This is a genomic window from Zobellia laminariae (genome assembly GCF_030553095.1).
GTDB classification, from domain to species: domain Bacteria; phylum Bacteroidota; class Bacteroidia; order Flavobacteriales; family Flavobacteriaceae; genus Zobellia; species Zobellia laminariae.
Map to the genome: position 1 here is coordinate 3,792,839 of NZ_CP130738.1, position 16,357 is coordinate 3,809,195.

The following is a 16,357-nucleotide window of genomic DNA, read 5'->3' on the forward strand; positions in this document are numbered from 1 at the left end:
TCTGTCAATAGCAGTAACACCATCAATTTATAGTAAAGAAAATAGGATTAGAAAATGAGCACTACTTATAAAAACGTATTTAAACCAGGAGCAATTTCTTCGACATTTATAGGGGAATCTATTGCCAAACATCAATCTAAAACCAGCATTGGCGCACATAATATTTTTTTAGGCCAAGTACGGGCAGATGTTGTAGACGATAAAAAAGTTGCTGCAATTGAGTATACCGCATACGAAGACATGGCAAATAAGAAATTCCATGAGATACGGGAGGCTACTTTTGAAAAGTTCAACCTTACCTGTATGCATATCTACCATAGTTTGGGAGAGGTAAAATCCGGGGAGATATGTCTATTTGTTTTTGTATCATCGCCAAGGCGAAAGGAAGTGTTTAAGGCACTGGAATATGTGGTAGAAGCCATTAAGGCCGATGTACCTGTTTTTGGCAAGGAAATATTTGAGGACGAATCTTCGCAATGGAAAGTAAACAGCTAGCCGAATGGTAGATATTACACATAAAAGTAACACCCTTAGAACGGCAACGGCTCAGGCAATTGTAAAAGTCAGCCTTCAGGAAACCATTGATGCTATTCAGAATAGAACCGTGCCTAAGGGTGATGTTTTTGCCATGAGTAAAGCAGCTGGACTTTTGGGGGTTAAGAAAACACCGGATTTACTTCCGGACTGCCATCCATTACCCATAGAATTCACAGGTATTGAATATGAGATAGATGGACTTGAAATTAAAGTATTAGTAACCGTAAAGACCATTTATAAAACAGGTGTTGAGGTAGAAGCTATGCACGGGGCAAGTGTGGTAGCTCTTAATATGTATGATATGCTTAAGCCTATAGATAAAGGCATAGAGTTACATCATATTAAACTGTTAGAGAAAAAAGGAGGGAAGTCTAGCTTTAAGGATAAGTTTAGACGCGATTTAAATGCGGTTGTTATCGTATGTTCAGATTCCATTGCAGAAGGAAAAAAAGAAGATAGAGCTGGTAAAGCCGTTATGGCAAAATTAAAAGAATGCGAAGTTACGCTTCAAGATTATATTATCATTCCCGATGATGAAGCTATCATTCAAGAAAAAGCCAAACACTATCAAGCCAACGGAGCGGACTTAATAATTTATACAGGAGGAACAGGGCTATCTCAGCGCGATATTACCCCAGAAGCGCTAAAACCATTATTGGACAGGACTATTCCTAGTATAGAAGAAGCTATTAGAAAATACGGACAGGACCGCATGCCTTATGCCATGCTTTCTAGAAGTATGGCGGGAACCATAAAAAACACCTTGGTGTTGGCCTTGCCTTTAGCTCTACAAATGGCGCAAAGGAATCTATGGATGCTATTTTTCCATCCATTTTACATGTTTTTAGAATTTTAAAAGGAGCAAGACACGATTAATATGACGGAATCTAAAAATATCCTTACGGACACATTTGGTAGAAAACATACCTACTTGCGCATCTCACTTACGGAGCGTTGTAATTTACGCTGTACGTATTGCATGCCCGCAGCCGGTATTCCGCTTTCGCCAAAATCCCATATTATGACGTATGAGGAAATCTACACCATCGCAAAAGAATTTGTGGACCACGGAGTCACTAAAATAAGGCTTACAGGTGGCGAGCCATTAGTACGAAAGGATGCCGCTTTGATCATGGAGAAATTGGCTTCACTTCCTATTGAATTGGCCATAACTACCAATGGAGTTATCGTAGATAAATTCATTGATACGTTTAAGAAAATAGGTCTTAAGAAAATTAATGTGAGCCTAGATTCTTTGAACACCGATAAAAATACTTTTATAACCCGTAGAGACTATTTCAAAAAGGTCTATGATAACATACAATTGCTGGTAAAAGAGGGTTTTGAGGTAAAAATAAACTGTGTTTTGATAAAAGGTTTTAATGAAAACGAGATTATCGATTTTATAGAGCTTACCAAGACGCAGGCGTTGCAGATTCGTTTTATTGAGTTTATGCCTTTTGATGGTAATAAATGGGATTTGGAAAAGTTGGTTTCGCTCGAGGAAGTATTGAAACAAGTATATGCCAAGTATGATGCAAGCAGTTTTATAAGACTTGACGACGCGCCTAATGACACGGCCAAAAACTATCAAATAAAAGGTTATAAGGGGACTTTTGCTGTCATAAGCTCTGTAACCAATCCGTTTTGTGATAGTTGTAATAGAGTGCGCTTAACGGCAAACGGGCAACTTAAGAACTGCTTATTCTCAACCACAGAATCTGATTTACTTACGCCGCTTCGTGAAGGGAAATCAATAACTACAGTAATTGGAAAGGCGGTACAGGCAAAGCAAAAAGTACGTAGCGGAATGGATACTATAGAAAAATTTAAAGATCTCACTTCCCATAACAATCGGAGTATGATTGCTATAGGGGGATAAAAAAAAGCTGCAATCCAAAAGATTGCAGCTTCACTATGTTGAGGTAGTTGTATACTTAGTTTGCTGCTTTACTCAAATTTGTTTTGAAAAGATTAGGGTTGATTGTTAGTTGAACCCATCCCCAGTTGTTGGTATTATCACTTGGTCTGCCACCTTTTATAAGAGTCATACTATCCGAAGCAAACATATGCGAATAGCCTACATTTAGTTTCACATTCTTCATTAGAGCTTGCGTATAGACCAAATCTAATTCTGTTCCTAAATAAGCATCTGCATCTCCGGTAAGGTCTGCATTGGCGCTAAAATAATGTCCTTTTAACAATAGGTTGGATTTTTCACCTGTAGTAAATACAATTTTCCCGTATACATCATTAAGTCCAACATTGTTAGCATGGTTGCCTACATAAAAATAATCCATGAATCCATTAAACTTATGATTGGTGCCGTAAAGAGGAAAGAACGATTTGTTTTTAGAGTCGCCGTCTTGATCAGTTCCGCTTAAAAGTTCAACACCTAATCCGTAAAGAATTTTATTAGATTTATAAGTAGCCTCTAAAGCCAATTGATAAGCAGCTAAATCTGTTGTAGCATTTGCTTTCCCAAATTGATAGTAGGCACTACCGGCAAAATTCACTTTTTGTACAGGGAATTTAAAATAAGAACCCGTAGTCTGTCTATAGGAAACACCGTCTGCAATGTCATTGGCATCACCCGTAAAATCTTGAAAACCTGTGTTTAGAAAAAGAAAGCTCACAGAACTTTTCTCCCAAGATTGCTTTAGGTAGGTATATTGCATGGATTTATAAGTGAAAAAACCTTGAATATTATATGCAGTTCCTTCATTACTTGGTGCTTCTTGGCTAAACGCTCCACCTAAGTCAAGCATAAAATCATCCTTCTTATAGCTTATGATGGCAGCATCATGAAAACGCCCTTGCATTGCCCAATCTAAACCACCAAAAATACGTTGATCATCATAGGAAATCACTTGTCTACCTAATTTAGTAGACCAATTTTCATTGAATTGTAATTGTGCCCATGCTTGAAACAAAGAGAAAGAATCGTTACCGTCTACCGCTAATATTTGGCGGGTATCTCCCCAAGTACTTACATCTTGTACGGCAATAAATAGTTTTAGTTTTTCATCGGAATACCCAATATTAAGACGGGTACGTTGGTTTACGAATGCTGCAGGATCGGCATCATTAGGAAAAAGGTTATTAAATCCGTGGCGATATTCAAAGCGAGCTCTTACATCTGCATCTACTTCCAGCGTTTGTGCTGTTATTGGTATGAAGTTGAAAATAAGTAAAAATAGGATACCTATCTGAAGTCTTTGTATGGTCATAATAGTTGATTTATTACATTTGGCAACAAAGATTCGCTATTTAAACCTCAATAAACATGACATTTATCATCTATAAAAGATAGACGTCAAACACCGGGATTCCATCCAAGAGCAATGGCTACTTGTTTTTTCTCCTTTATAATAGACCGTATCATATAAGGTCTGTCCGTATCAACATTTTGAATGGATGCTTGCATAGGTTTACCGTCTATAATGACATCTCCAGTAAAATTTTTCAAGGGTTGGTGGCCTAGGCCGTATCTGTTGTCTTCTACTAAAAGCAGCATTAACATTTTCTCAGGATCGGGTGTAGAACAATAGATGCCAAGGTCATCCCATAAATACACGTTATTTTTTGTTTGCTTAATAGGCTCAATACGTGATGCCTCTCCCAATAGATTTTTTAGAACTGTGTAATTGGTAGGGAAACTAATGAGCGTATTATTAAGAAATATCTCCTTAGTATTACATTCTATAGTAACCGTATCACTCTTTTTTTTTTTCTTTTGCTCGGATTTCTAAAGTCAAATATTCCCATACCATGCAAGATATTTCTTTTTTTGAGCAAAGTATGCAATTTGAGGTTTATTATCAGTAGGTGTTTTCTGATTATTTTATGGTAAAAAATATGATATTGATCATAAAATATGTTATTTATTTTTAACTTAATTTTTTGTTAACAAATACTGAAAATCAAGCATGTATGAAGTAATTTTTAGCTATTTTCGTGTTTCAAATTAACCGCCAAAATTGAAGGAAACCCCTAACATACTACCCAATAAAAATTCTGGATGGAGAACTACGGCTGTATTTCTCATTGCTGTATTTATTGGTATAGGCTTGTTCTTGGCTAAAGAAGGAGAGGTTGTTTCTTATTTGTCAGATAACCCAGAGGCATGTGTTAATTGCCATGTTATGACTCCTGTATATAATGGTTGGATGCATAGTTCACATAGAGAGTGGGCTAATTGCAACGATTGCCATGTACCTCATGATAACGTCGTGAATAAGTATTTCTTCAAAGCAAAAGATGGGTTGTACCATGCAACGATATTTACATTAAGAGCAGAGCCAGACGTCATAAAAATGCAAGAAGCCTCTCAGAAAGTGGTACAGGCAAACTGTATACGTTGTCATATGCAACAAGTTACTCAGACTAAATATGATGGTTGGATAGATAACCATGCAGAGAATAGAACAGATAGACAATGTTGGAGCTGTCATAGGGAAATTCCACACGGAAAAGTTCAAGGTATTTCTACATTACGATACAATATAGCACCATTACCAACCGATCAAGAAGAAGCTGTAATACCTGCTTGGTTAGAAAAAGAAAAGAATAAATAAAGACGAGGAATATGAAAAACAAGGTCTTATTTGTAGTAACTATTATAGCTGTTTTTTTATTAGGGCTATTGGCTTCTAGTATAATCAACAGAAAAAGTGAGGCAAAATACGAGTATGTACCAAAGGTGAATATTGGTGAAAACGAACCTAGGAGTAAAGTTTGGGGAGATAACTATCCTCAAGAATATCAGTCATGGTTACAAACGGCAGATACTACATTTGCTAGTTTTCAAGGAGGTTCTGCCATGCGAGATGTATTGGAAGAAGACCCAAGGTTAGTGGTGCTTTTTGCCGGTTATGGTTTTTCTAAAGATTACAATCAAGGTAGAGGGCATTCATATGCAGTTGAAGATATTAGAAATAGCTTAAGAACCGGTGGGCCAAAAGGAAAGGGAGATGGACCAATGCCAGCAACATGTTGGACTTGTAAAGGCCCGGACGTACCAAGGTTAATGAGTGAAATAGGCGTAACGGAATTTTACAAAGGTAAATGGGCAGATAAAGGAGAAGAGATTGTAAACCCTATTGGTTGTGCAGATTGTCATGATCCAGGAATATGAAACTTAAGATTACGCGTCCTGCATTGGTAGAAGCTTTTGATGCTATGGGAAAAGATATTAACCAAGCTACGCACCAAGAAATGCGTTCATTGGTTTGTGCTCAGTGTCACGTTGAATACTATTTTAATAAAAACTTACCGGGTAAAGAAGGTGTACCATATTTAGTTTTCCCTTGGAAAGATGGGATGGCTGTTGAGGATATGGAAAAGTATTATGATGATATAGCATTTGCAGATTGGACACATAAGATTAGTAAGACACCAATGTTAAAAGCGCAACATCATGGATACGAAACTTTTAAAACGGGAGTACACGCAGATAGGGGAGTTTCATGTGCAGATTGCCACATGCCTTATAAGAGTGAAGGTGGACAGAAATTTACAGACCACCATGTACAATCTCCTTTAAATAATATGGCCAATGCTTGCCAAGCATGTCACAGAGAAGAGTCGGCCAAGTTAATGGAAAACGTTTACGAGCGTCAGCGCAAGGCAACGGAAAACCGTATAAAACTAGAAGACTTATTGGTTAAAGCGCACGTAGAAGCTGGTAAGGCATGGGAGTTGGGAGCAACGGACGAACAAATGAAACCAATTTTACAAGATATTCGTCACGGACAATGGCGTTGGGATTATTCAGCGGCATCTCACGGAGCATCTTTTCACTCTCCTGTAGAAATAGCTAGAGTAATTGGTGGAGGTTTAGATATTGCTGCGGAAGCAAGAGTTAAACTCGCCCGTCTTTTAGCAGATTTAGGTCATAACAAACCAGTAGATATGCCAGATATTTCTTCAAAAGAAAAAGCGCAGAAGTATATTGGTTTGGATATAGAGAAATTAGAAGCTGAAAAGAAAGAATTCAAAGAGAACTTATTACCTAAATGGATGGAAGCTGCTAAAGCTCGTGAAGCTAAAATGGAAACGAAGTCAGTTTCTATGAATTAGATTGCGCATTCGGATAGATTAAAACAACCATATAACTTATCCTCATCACTCTTATAGTGTATGAGGATAAGTTTTTTTTAGAGAGATATGAGAAGAAAAATATATAAAATAATTGCTTCACCAATTTTGGCACTACTTCTTTTGTTAACCTTTGGGGTGTCAATGGCTGTTGCTACGTTTGTGGAGAATGATTTTGGTACCGCCACGGCATGGAAAGTAATTTATGATGCCCTATGGTTTGAACTCGTAATGGTGGGGCTATGCATTAGTTTTATTCTAAATATTTTTAAATATAAATTACTGAGAAAAGAGAAGTGGCCAATTCTTCTTTTTCACCTGTCATTTGTACTTATTATTGTTGGGGCCGGTATTACAAGGTACACTTCTTATGGCGGCGTAATGCGTGTTAGAGAGGGTGCTTCTTCAAATATTATTATATCTGACGCCAACTATGTCAAAGCAAAAATATCTGATGGAAAGACTACAAAAGTGGTACTTAAAAAGCTGAGTTTTTCTCCGTTGACAAATAATGATTTTACTATAGAAACCGATTTCAATTCTAAACCCATAGTAATTAAGTACAGCAACTTTGTTGCCGATGCGCTACCAAAAATAGAAGATGATGTAGAAGGCGGGAAGGCATTGTTAGAGCTAGTAGTAACTGCAGGAAACGGTAGGGAAACTGTATTCTTACAAAAGGGTGAAATTGAGCAAATAGGGGAACATAAACATTTAGTTGGTTTTGAGGCAGAAGGAGAAGGGGTCATCAATATTATAGAAAAAGATGGTGCCTTTAAAATGTATACGCCAAGAGATTTAGACTTCTTTATTATGGCCTCTCAAACGGCGGGAAAAATTAAGAAAGACACCTTAATGAATATGACGCTTAAAACGTTATATAGAGATGGAGATGCTTCTTTTGTGCCAACGGCATATCATCCAAAAGCAAAAATAGAAATTGTTAGTACTTCGGATAGATTAAAGGATAACGACCCTAATAAAGATGATGCATTATTGGTAGACGTCAATATTGCAGGAGAAACAAAAACTACGAGCTTACTATATAGACAAGGGTTTCTACCAACAGAACATAAAGCGGAATTTGATGATTTGTCTATTCTACTTTCTTATGGTGCCGAACCTCAGGAAATTCCGTTTTCTATTCAGCTGAATGATTTTCAATTAGAACGGTATCCGGGATCAACAAGTCCATCTGCATATGCAAGTGAAGTTACAGTTATAGATGAGGGTGTAAAAACGCCTTACCGCATATTCATGAACAACGTGCTAGACCATAAAGGTTATCGTTTTTTCCAAGCCAGTTATGATACGGATGAGAAAGGTACGGTGCTATCTGTAAATCATGATGCCATAGGTACTTGGGTTACCTATTTGGGTTATATATTAATGGGTGTAGGTATGTTCTTTACGCTTTTTGGAAAAGGATCAAGATTTACAGAAGTAAATAAAAAATTGAACAAACTAAAAAAGAATAAGGCAGCATTTTTAGTAGTCTTGTTCTTGGGTGTTAGTATGATTCAAGCAAGCCCCATACAAGGGCAGGAGAGTGGTCCGGAACAAATTATAGATGTTGACCATGCCGCACTATTTGGTAGGGTTATGGTGCAGGATTTAGATGGTAGAATAAAACCTATAAATACGCTTGCATCGGAGTTTTTACGTAAAATTTCTGGTAGGCCTTATTTTCAACTTACTCAAAATGGGGCAACGGTAAAATTAGATGCTAACCAAACCTTTCTGGCAATGCATGTTTCTGCAAAGTATTGGGAACAAGTTCCGATTATCAAAATTGATAAGAAAAAATTAGGGACGGCATATGAAGATTTAAAGCTGGGTGAAAACGGTCTAATATCTTTTCAGAATTTGTTGGAGGAAACTGGGAAATATATTTTTGTAGAAGACGTTGAAAAAGCGAATCAGAAGAAACCGGCAGAGCGTAATGAATTTGATAAAGAAGTCATCAAAGTAGATGAGCGTTTTAATATTCTTTACAATGTATTTATTGGAAACTATCTAAAAGTGTTTCCTAATAGTTTGGATGAAAATAATACGTGGTTTACCTACACTCATGATTTTAAGGATTTTCCTGAAGAAGACGGGCGTTTTGCAAAAACTATAATTCCGACTTATTTCTCAGATGTGGCAGCTCAGAATTGGGAAGGAGCATCAGAGAAATTGGGGTATATTAGTATGTATCAGAATGTCTTGGGTGAGGATATCATCCCTAGTGATAAAAGAATAGCAGCCGAATTGTGGTATAATGATTTAAACCTGAATTTCTGGCTATTTCAGGTGTTGTTTATATTAGGTTTGCTATTGTTGGTCTTGGCTATGGTTAAGATTTTTACACAAAAGAAAAGTGTAGAATACGTTTGGAATATTTTAATTATTCTAGCCCTTCTTAGTTTCATAGTCTTTGCGGGAAATATTATTCTACGTTGGTACGTGGCGCAACACGCCCCATGGAGTAATGGTTATGAAATGTTGATTTTTGTGGCATGGGTACTTATGCTTTGCGGTTTTCTTGTTTTTAGAAAGTCAGATTTTGCATTACCACTTGCCACCTTATTCTCTGGAGCGTTATTATTTGTGAGTTATTTGGATTGGATAAATCCAGAAATAACCAATCTTATGCCAGTACTAAAATCATATTGGTTAAAGGTACACGTGGCAACTATTGTAAGTAGTTATGCACCTTTAGCATTATCTGCTGTTCTGGGATTAATGGCGCTAATTTTAATGATTATTAGAACACCAAAAACTAAAGATATTATAGATTTAAAAATAAAAGAACTTAGCTACATTAATGAATCCTCAATGACCATAGGTTTATTTGTTCTGGCAGTGGGAACATTCTTAGGAGGTGTTTGGGCCAATGAATCTTGGGGACGTTATTGGGCATGGGATCCAAAAGAAACTTGGGCTCTAATTAGTATTATTGTTTATGCCATTGTTTTACATCTACGGTTCATTCCTGCTTTAAGAAATACATATGTGCTTAACGTGGCAAGCATGTTCGCTTTCTGGTCTATAATAATGACCTCTTTTGGAGTTAATTATTACTTATCAGGATTACATAGTTATGCGGCTGGAGATCCAGTGCCAATCCCTCAGTTTGTTTACTTTCTAGCAGCCTTTATGGTTATTATTGCGGTATGGGCGTATTTTAGAAATAGGAGGAAAGTATAGTTTTAGGTTTTTGCAAGTGAGAGGTTTTACTAGAGAAATTTATTGCTCTAGTAAAACTTCCGCACTCAATCCATCTTTACATTCAAATTCTATTACCGTTTCTTTTTTGTTGGATGAAATAATTTTGGCTCTTTTGTTAGAAGCGGTTTCCATTTCCTTAATCTGTTCTTTTATTTTCCATTCTCCTTTTAATGTAAGCTGTACTTTGCTTGCACGACTTGGCCAGTAATACCATTCATGTTCATATATAGAGGACTCTATTCGGGTTCCGTCAGGCATTAAATCATCTTGACCGTCGTATATATTCAAATCAGGGTCGGATACGGCTAGTTTAACTCCGTTAGCCTCTTCTTTTACAACAAATGTAGATGGACGATTTACGGATTTTATCAAGCCAGATTCCAGTTTTGCATGTGCGTCGTATATGGCGTAAGCTGTAGTTCCATTTTTAGGAGAGCTTACAATATGAGCCTTTTCATTATGCTGAATAACTTGGTAAGGTTTGTTTTTACCGGTCATTTCAGTATTAAAACGCTCCATTTTTTTTTCATCGGCATCTATTATAAGTGCGTAGTCATACTCGGCATCTTGAGGAGCAATACCATGATTGAATAACACTGTTGTGAAATCACCATTGGTAGTTCCTTTAGCCTGATACTGAGGGTTTGTTTGATTTTCACGCTGAATAGTTAATGAACTATTTTTAGGAACCTTGGGAATATAATATCCTGTATTTCTATTATCAATCAGCCAAAATGGTTTTGTCTTAGTCAGCGAATTTTTAAAAGGGAATTCCGCAATAGTACCATTACTTGTAACCAGTCCGTTGTTTCCTGAAAGAATTTTGTCCTGAAGGATAGTTGTTTCTACCGCATACTCTTTAATTCCACTTTTGATATTTGAACCCAAGCACACTACAAAATCATCAAAAAAGAAGTACGATTTCTTACCTGTAAACGATTGTAGTTTGAACATGTCATGACCTTTAAAAGGAAATACAAATACGCTATTTCCATCAACAGTCTCTACGCCTCCCACAAAGCTCTGGTCCGAGAAGGGATATTCCCCGCCTTCGTCCCTATGTTGTCCGGGAGAGGTAATGATTTGTTCGTAAGGAGTATAAACAGAGGTAACTCCTGGCCAACGGTGCCAATCGTATCCATCATGCCATTTACCTTCTTTTGGTGTTGTACTGTCTAAACTCTCCGGGTAGCTAACATCTAGGTATCCGTTGGCAATGAAGGTTGGGTAGGCAAAGTAGTTTGGTCCCCAACTTTCGTATGGATAGACATATTTGCTATGCCCTCTAACCGTTGCCATCCAATCATTGTTTTCTCTTCGTGTACCTACTAACGAATAGGATAACATTCTAGATTTTGGATAGTTATAGGTTTTAAATTCCCCTTTTTGCTCCAATTTTTCCATCCAATAGGTATCTGTTTGAGTGGGCTTCTCTTTGGCTTCTATTAGTTGCTTATAAAAGCCCGCCATTTTTTCGTCGTATTGATCCTCACTCAATGCAATTAGAGCAGACAAGTTGAAATATTGACTAGGTAATTGATAACTCGAAAATCGGATAGAAGCAAAAGCGCGAGGCCCCACAAAATCGTCGGTAAAAAGGCAGTCAAAAAGTGTTTGAGTTATCTTTTTCATTCTAGCCTGCGCATCTGCAGAGGCTTTAAATGGCGAATGACTAAGCAAGTATAAAATAGAAATACCACCGTCAACACCTCTTCCTCCATAGCCTTGGGCGTGGCCAGCATGGTGAAACGTAACCCCATCTGGTTTAAATATTTCATCTAATCCATTTGCATAATTAGACGTTATGTTAGAAAAGAAAGAAGAGAAATGTCGTAAGTCACGCACTTTCTCGGGCGAGTTTTTCATGATTAATGCCGAATACAACCGTGGTTTCAACAAACCTTGGGAATCATCTGCATCAGCGGCAACTCTGCCTTTTACTCCATATACTACATCCTCACGATACACTTGACCAAAACCGTGAAACCACTTCATGATACCAATTGCTTTTTCCAGTCTATTGTTTTTTTCCAACACATCACGCATCAAATAAAACGCAGGGCCAACTTCCCTTATTTCATATGAATAATGATGAATCCATCCTAGACCTACACCAACGTCAAAACCTTGGTCTACACCATAGTCGAATAAATTGATAAACATTTCCTCTAAGCGATTTTTGTCTTGTTCATTTTCAATAGAACGGTACAGTGAAGCAATTTTCATTAGCGCTTTTGAAAAATGTTCTTTCCAGGTCATGCAACCTTCATTGAACTTTTCTCCTAATCCCATTTCTGCAAAATGCTCGGGATATATGTTGCCTTTGACTAATGGAAGTCCATATATTTTATCGCCATCACGCTTAATTTCAAATTGCTCATAGAGTTTTGCTATACTATTAATCGATACATCTTTTAGTTCTTCTCGCTGATACGATGGAAGAATAAACTCTTCTGCTTTTTCATCCAAAGCATTAAGAGCCGTTACCATTTCTGGAGTGACCTCTTCTAGTTGAAGGGAAGGGGTGTTATGAGACCACTCGAACAAGCGATGTGCGTATTGGGTAACTAATCTTGTATGGGGTTTGATATAGGGTAATTGGGGATTGGCACTAATGGTCTTTGGGTTCATGGGTAACGAAAGACCTACGGCATCAATGTAGTAAGTTCCTTTACCTGTTTTAGGGGATAGAATGGTCATTCTGTCCATGTCGGGCCTTGGAATGCCGCGCATATCTCCACGGTCATACATTATGCTTACCGTACGCCAACCAACAAAATCTAAGTTATATTCAAACTCACAATCTACTACATCACCACGTCCAAATTGAAAGGTAAGACGGCGAGTGCTGGCCTCTTCATTATAAATCCACATAAAAAATCCACGGGGAAACTCAAGAACTACCTTGTTGTCATAACTGGAGTGGCCGTTCATCAAATATTTGTCCCTTCCGATAGGTTCCAGTTTAGATAAATCACGTTGTTTGTGATAACCAATAGCAGTATTGAAAATTAGGGCATCATTTCCAATCCAGTCCCATCGTAACGATTTCTTGCCTTGTTTCATCCGCAAGGAGTCTATACTTAATTGGCCTCCTCTTGCCGAAAGTTCTGGAGGTAAACCTTCTTCGAAGCTTTCCATCAGTTTTTTTGGTTGATATCCGTCTTGAGCATTTGTCATAATGGTATATGACAAGGCGATTAAGAAAAGCAGTATTTTATTCATTGTAAGAGACTTTTTATATATTATATTTTTACCATTTTATAGTAAGCAGATGATATTGAACTATTTATTTTACCAAGAATAGTTCGGCACTTAATCCATCTCGGCATTCAAACTCAATAACCGTTTCATTTTTGTTTGAAGAAACCACCTTTGCCTTTTTGTTGACCACCGTTTCAATTTCGGTTATCTGGTCTTTTATTTTCCAAAGTCCTTTTAATGTAATCTGAACGGTAGTAGGGCGTGTAGGCCAATAAAACCATTCACGCCCATAAATAGCTAATTCTACACGTGAGCCGTCCGGTAACCTATCATCTTGACCTTCATAAATATTAAAGTCGGGATCTGAGAGCGCTAGTTTTAGACCTTTAGGTTCTTCTTTTACTAGAAATGTTGCAGGGCGACTTATCTTAGTAACCTTTCCTTTTTTAGGATTACACTTTCATCGTAAATGGCATATGCCGTAGACTTAAGTTTTGGTGCCTTTACAATATGTGCTTTTTCGTCTTGTTGAAGTATTTCGTATGGTTTCTCCTTACTCTTCATCGCTGTAGCGAAGGCGTCCATTTTCTGGGAATCGGAGTCCGCCATGATGGCATAGCTATAACTAATATCTTGGGGTGCTTTACCATGATTAAACCAAACTGTAGTGAAATTGCCTTTTACATCTTCAAGCCCATGAGCATCTGGATTTACCTGTTCTTTACGCTGAAAATTCAGGGTAGTGTTTTTAGGAACAGACGGAATATAATAACCCGTATTTCTATTATCTACCATCCAAAAAGGTTTGGTAGAACTTAATGTCTTTTCGTAGGGAAATGCAGAAATATTTTCTGTGCTTAACGCTAAAGGTGTGCTTCCTTTGATTTCATTTTGTAGAATGGTGGTTTCAACATCATATTCGTCTAAATCACTTTTAATATTAGTTCCTAGACAAACCACATAATCATCAAAGAAGAAATAAGATTTCTTGCCAGAAAATGACTGAATATTAAAGGCGTCATGTCCTTTAAAAGGGAAAACAAAAACACCATTTCCTTCTTTTGAAGAAACACCTCCAACAAAGGGTTGGTCAGAGAACAAATACTCTCCACCTTCATCTTTTATTTGACCGGGATTGGTGATCATTTTATCATACGGAAGCCTAACAGTAGTTGCTCCCGTCCAACGGTGCCAATCGTACCCATTTATCCAAACACCTTCTTTTGGACTAGTACTTCCAAGGTCATCCCAATACGTGACATCTAAAAAACCGTTGGCCATAAACAAGGAATACGCAAAATAGCTAGGCCCCCAACTTTCAAAAGGATATACGTATTTGCTATGCCCACGTACAGTAGTCATCCATTTGTTTTCATTGCGTTTTACCCCAAGACTGGAATAGGACATAACCTGTAGTTTTGGATGTTCAAAATTCTTTCGTTCTATGGATACCTCATCTAATTTATTGGTCCAATAAGAGTCCATTGGGTCGAGTTTTTCTCGTAGCGAGATAAGCCAATCGTATAAATTTGCTAACTCTGGGTCAAATGTGCTGCCGGAAAGTGCTGCTAAAGCAGGAAGATTGTAAAAATGTTCCGGTACGGTATATGGGCTAAAACGAGTGTTATCAAAAGCTCTTGGGTTTTTAAGTTCTGGTGTAAACACACAGTTAAAATAAGTTTGGATAGCCTTTTTTATACGGCCAACTGACTCATCTTTCATATTAAAAGGCGAATCTGCCAAAAGGTAGGCCACAGATATTAACCCATGTGCCCCACGGCCACCATATCCTAAAGTGTGCCCTGCATGGCGACAAACCGTACCATCTGCTTTTTAAATTTCGTCTAAAGCTCCTACATAAGCTGTTGAAACATTGGATAAATAAGAAGAATAATGACGAAGGTCACGCACTTTTTCTTGTGAGTTCTTCATAATCAACGCGCTCAGTAATCTAGGGCGAATTAAACCTTGAGCATCATCTGCATCATTTCCAACCCGACCTTTGACCATATAAGCCATATCTTCCCTGTAGACTTGGTTGAAACTATACATCCACTTCATTAGGTCTGTAATCTTTTCAAGACGATTATTTTCCTCTAGCACATTACGCATTAAGAAGAAAGCTGGCGCATGTTCGCGAACTTCATAGGAATAATGGTGGATCCATCCTAATCCTGCACCGTTGGCAAATCCTTGGTCAATACCATAATCTACCAAATCCAAAAACATTCTCTCTAGTGTAGCTTTATCTTGGGGAGTAGTAATGGATTGATATCGTTTGGATATACCCAACAATAACTGACCATACTCCCTCCAATCAAAAACACCTTCCTTGTTTTTCATTCCGCTGTCCGCAAAATCACCCTTTATCAAGTTTCCTTTTATTAAAGGCTTCCCATATATTTCATCTGCTTCCCTAATAATTCCATACGCGTCATATTCCTTCACTAAATCAGAAATGGGCTTTTTTTGTAATTGCTCTCGCTCATAGAAGGGAAGAATGAATTCATCAGCTTTATCAGCCATATCATCCATTGCTTTAACGAGCTCTGGATTTAGCTCTTCTAACTGAAAATTAGCTCTGAATTTGCTGAACTCATAAATCAGCGATGCATAATTGGTAGACTTTCTGTTATGGGGCTGTATGTGTGGCAACTGAGGATTAGGGCTTTTGGTACGAGCGAACATTTGCATGGATGTATTGATTACATCAATATAAAAAGCACCTGAACCTATTGCTGGGGCAACAATCTTTAGTTTGTCCATACTCTCGTTGGGGACACCTTTCATATCACCGCGGTCGTAGTGAATATAGACTGTTCTCCATCCTTTAAAGTCTAAGTTATAGTCAAAATGAGTGTCAACTTTATTACCTCGCCCAAATTGAAAAATGAGACTTTGATTACGGGGGATTTCGTTATAAATCCACATAAAAAAGCCTCTTGGAGCCTCTAAGATTGTTTTGGTGGAATTCGTATTAGAATGCACATTCTTAAGCTGATTTTTATCATACCCTGAAGTATTGATAGGTTTTTGAGGATGATAGCCTATAGGGGTGTTGAAAACTAGAGTGTCATTGGTGACCCAATTCCACTTTAAAGAATTTGTACCATCTTTTATTCTTTTGGAGTCCAATTCCAGTTTCCCACCAGTGGCAGATAGTCCTTGGGGAATTCCATCTTCAAAATTTTCATAGGTAAAAGTAGGTTGAGTAGAACTTTGTGAAAAAAGGGAGTGGCTCAACACAAGGGTAAGAAGTAAATAAAGGATATTTTTCATATAGAACTATTGTTGCACCTAGTAA

Annotated in this window: 9 protein-coding genes and 2 pseudogenes; 6 read left to right on the top strand and 5 right to left on the bottom strand. The window is 37.6% G+C overall.

The window, feature by feature from the left end; translation table 11 throughout:
- Positions 1-54 precede the first annotated feature (54 nt).
- From Q5W13_RS18205 to moaA, 3 genes and pseudogenes are all read left to right on the top strand, one after another.
- Positions 55-495, top strand: a complete 441-nt coding sequence (locus Q5W13_RS18205; RefSeq protein WP_304443978.1) for a molybdenum cofactor biosynthesis protein MoaE — start codon at positions 55-57, stop codon at positions 493-495.
- A 4-nt stretch (positions 496-499) separates the two neighbouring features.
- A pseudogene (moaCB, locus tag Q5W13_RS18210) lies at positions 500-1,413 on the top strand (bifunctional molybdenum cofactor biosynthesis protein MoaC/MoaB).
- A 1-nt stretch (position 1,414) separates the two neighbouring features.
- The gene (gene moaA, locus Q5W13_RS18215) at positions 1,415-2,419 is read left to right on the top strand and encodes a GTP 3',8-cyclase MoaA (RefSeq protein ID WP_304443979.1); all 1,005 of its coding nucleotides are present in this window, start codon (positions 1,415-1,417) and stop codon (positions 2,417-2,419) included.
- Positions 2,420-2,474: 55 nt separating this feature from the next.
- On the opposite strand, the gene Q5W13_RS18220 is transcribed toward moaA, so the two are convergent.
- Together Q5W13_RS18220 and Q5W13_RS18225 are read right to left on the bottom strand one after the other, a co-directional pair.
- Positions 2,475-3,767: an alginate export family protein gene (locus Q5W13_RS18220; protein WP_304443980.1), complete on the bottom strand. Its 1,293-nt coding sequence runs from the start codon at positions 3,765-3,767 to the stop codon at positions 2,475-2,477.
- An 86-nt stretch (positions 3,768-3,853) separates the two neighbouring features.
- Complete coding sequence (locus tag Q5W13_RS18225; RefSeq protein WP_438364194.1) at positions 3,854-4,243, bottom strand: DUF7738 domain-containing protein; 390 nt, start codon at positions 4,241-4,243, stop codon at positions 3,854-3,856.
- 274 nt (positions 4,244-4,517) lie between these two features.
- Here Q5W13_RS18225 and nrfH point away from each other — a divergent pair, with 274 nt between their 5' ends.
- The 3 genes and pseudogenes from nrfH to Q5W13_RS18240 all read left to right on the top strand — a co-directional run bounded on the left by nrfH (position 4,518) and on the right by Q5W13_RS18240 (position 9,828).
- A complete protein-coding gene (nrfH, locus tag Q5W13_RS18230; protein WP_155596024.1) occupies positions 4,518-5,114 on the top strand; it encodes a cytochrome c nitrite reductase small subunit in 597 nt (198 codons plus the stop codon).
- Between the two features lie 11 nt (positions 5,115-5,125).
- Positions 5,126-6,618, top strand: a pseudogene (gene nrfA / locus Q5W13_RS18235) (ammonia-forming cytochrome c nitrite reductase).
- Positions 6,619-6,705: 87 nt separating this feature from the next.
- Positions 6,706-9,828 carry a cytochrome c biogenesis protein gene (locus Q5W13_RS18240; RefSeq protein ID WP_304443982.1) on the top strand — a complete coding sequence of 1,041 codons (3,123 nt, stop codon included), beginning with the start codon at positions 6,706-6,708 and terminating at the stop codon, positions 9,826-9,828.
- A gap of 39 nt (positions 9,829-9,867) precedes the next feature.
- Here Q5W13_RS18240 and Q5W13_RS18245 read toward each other — a convergent pair whose 3' ends face one another.
- The 3 genes from Q5W13_RS18245 to Q5W13_RS18255 all read right to left on the bottom strand — a co-directional run bounded on the left by Q5W13_RS18245 (position 9,868) and on the right by Q5W13_RS18255 (position 16,332).
- Positions 9,868-13,074, bottom strand: coding sequence for a chondroitinase family polysaccharide lyase (locus tag Q5W13_RS18245; RefSeq protein WP_304443983.1), 3,207 nt, complete (start codon positions 13,072-13,074; stop codon positions 9,868-9,870).
- A 402-nt stretch (positions 13,075-13,476) separates the two neighbouring features.
- Complete coding sequence (locus tag Q5W13_RS18250; protein WP_304443984.1) at positions 13,477-14,808, bottom strand: polysaccharide lyase family 8 super-sandwich domain-containing protein; 1,332 nt, start codon at positions 14,806-14,808, stop codon at positions 13,477-13,479.
- Between the two features lie 78 nt (positions 14,809-14,886).
- The gene (locus Q5W13_RS18255; RefSeq protein ID WP_304443985.1) at positions 14,887-16,332 is read right to left on the bottom strand and encodes a chondroitinase family polysaccharide lyase; all 1,446 of its coding nucleotides are present in this window, start codon (positions 16,330-16,332) and stop codon (positions 14,887-14,889) included.
- Positions 16,333-16,357 lie beyond the last annotated feature (25 nt).

What these genes read in the sequence shown, in the direction of transcription:
- Q5W13_RS18205 (WP_304443978.1), top strand. Translation starts at nt 55, where the DNA reads ATGAGCACTACTTATAAAAACGTATTTAAACCAGGAGCAATTTCTTCG.
- moaA (WP_304443979.1), top strand. Translation starts at nt 1,415, where the DNA reads ATGACGGAATCTAAAAATATCCTTACGGACACATTTGGTAGAAAACAT.
- Q5W13_RS18220 (WP_304443980.1), bottom strand. Translation starts at nt 3,767, where the DNA reads ATGACCATACAAAGACTTCAGATAGGTATCCTATTTTTACTTATTTTC.
- Q5W13_RS18240 (WP_304443982.1), top strand. Translation starts at nt 6,706, where the DNA reads ATGAGAAGAAAAATATATAAAATAATTGCTTCACCAATTTTGGCACTA.
- Q5W13_RS18245 (WP_304443983.1), bottom strand. Translation starts at nt 13,074, where the DNA reads ATGAATAAAATACTGCTTTTCTTAATCGCCTTGTCATATACCATTATG.
- Q5W13_RS18255 (WP_304443985.1), bottom strand. Translation starts at nt 16,332, where the DNA reads ATGAAAAATATCCTTTATTTACTTCTTACCCTTGTGTTGAGCCACTCC.